The sequence below is a fragment of the Streptomyces sp. NPDC059851 genome, assembly GCF_042732005.1.
Taxonomy (GTDB): Bacteria; Actinomycetota; Actinomycetes; order Streptomycetales; family Streptomycetaceae; genus Streptomyces.
Genome location: NZ_JBHWJJ010000003.1, coordinates 122189 through 122633 on the forward strand (window position 1 = coordinate 122189; position 445 = coordinate 122633).

1 protein-coding gene is annotated in these 445 nt (G+C 76.6%); it reads left to right on the plus strand.

What is annotated here, in order from left to right; all coding sequences use genetic code 11:
• Nucleotides 1-445: aldehyde dehydrogenase family protein (locus ACFV7Q_RS01750; RefSeq protein ID WP_385422458.1), on the plus strand; the 445-nt coding region annotated here is incomplete at both ends.

The window sequence follows — 445 nt, forward strand, 5'->3', positions numbered from 1 at the left end:
CCGCGGCCCAGCGGGCCTGGGCGGCCGCCGCCCCCGCCGACCGGGCCCGGCTGCTGCGCCGCTTCGCCGCGGTCGTCGACGGGCACGTCGAGGAGCTGGCCCGCCTGGAGGTCCGGGAAGCCGGCCACACCATCGGCAACGCCCGCTGGGAGGCCGGCAACGTACGCGACCTCCTCGACTTCGCCGCCGGCGGGGTCGAGCGGCTCTCCGGCCGCCAGATCCCCGTCCCCGGCGGCATCGACGTCACCTTCCTCGAACCCCTCGGCGTCATCGGCGTCATCGCCCCGTGGAACTTCCCCATGCCGATCGCCGCCTGGGGCCTGGCCCCGGCGCTCGCCGCGGGCAACGCCGTCATCCTCAAGCCCGCCGAGACCACCCCCCTCACCGCGCTGCGCCTCGCCGAGCTCGCCCTCGAAGCCGGGATCCCCGAGCACCTCTTCCAGGT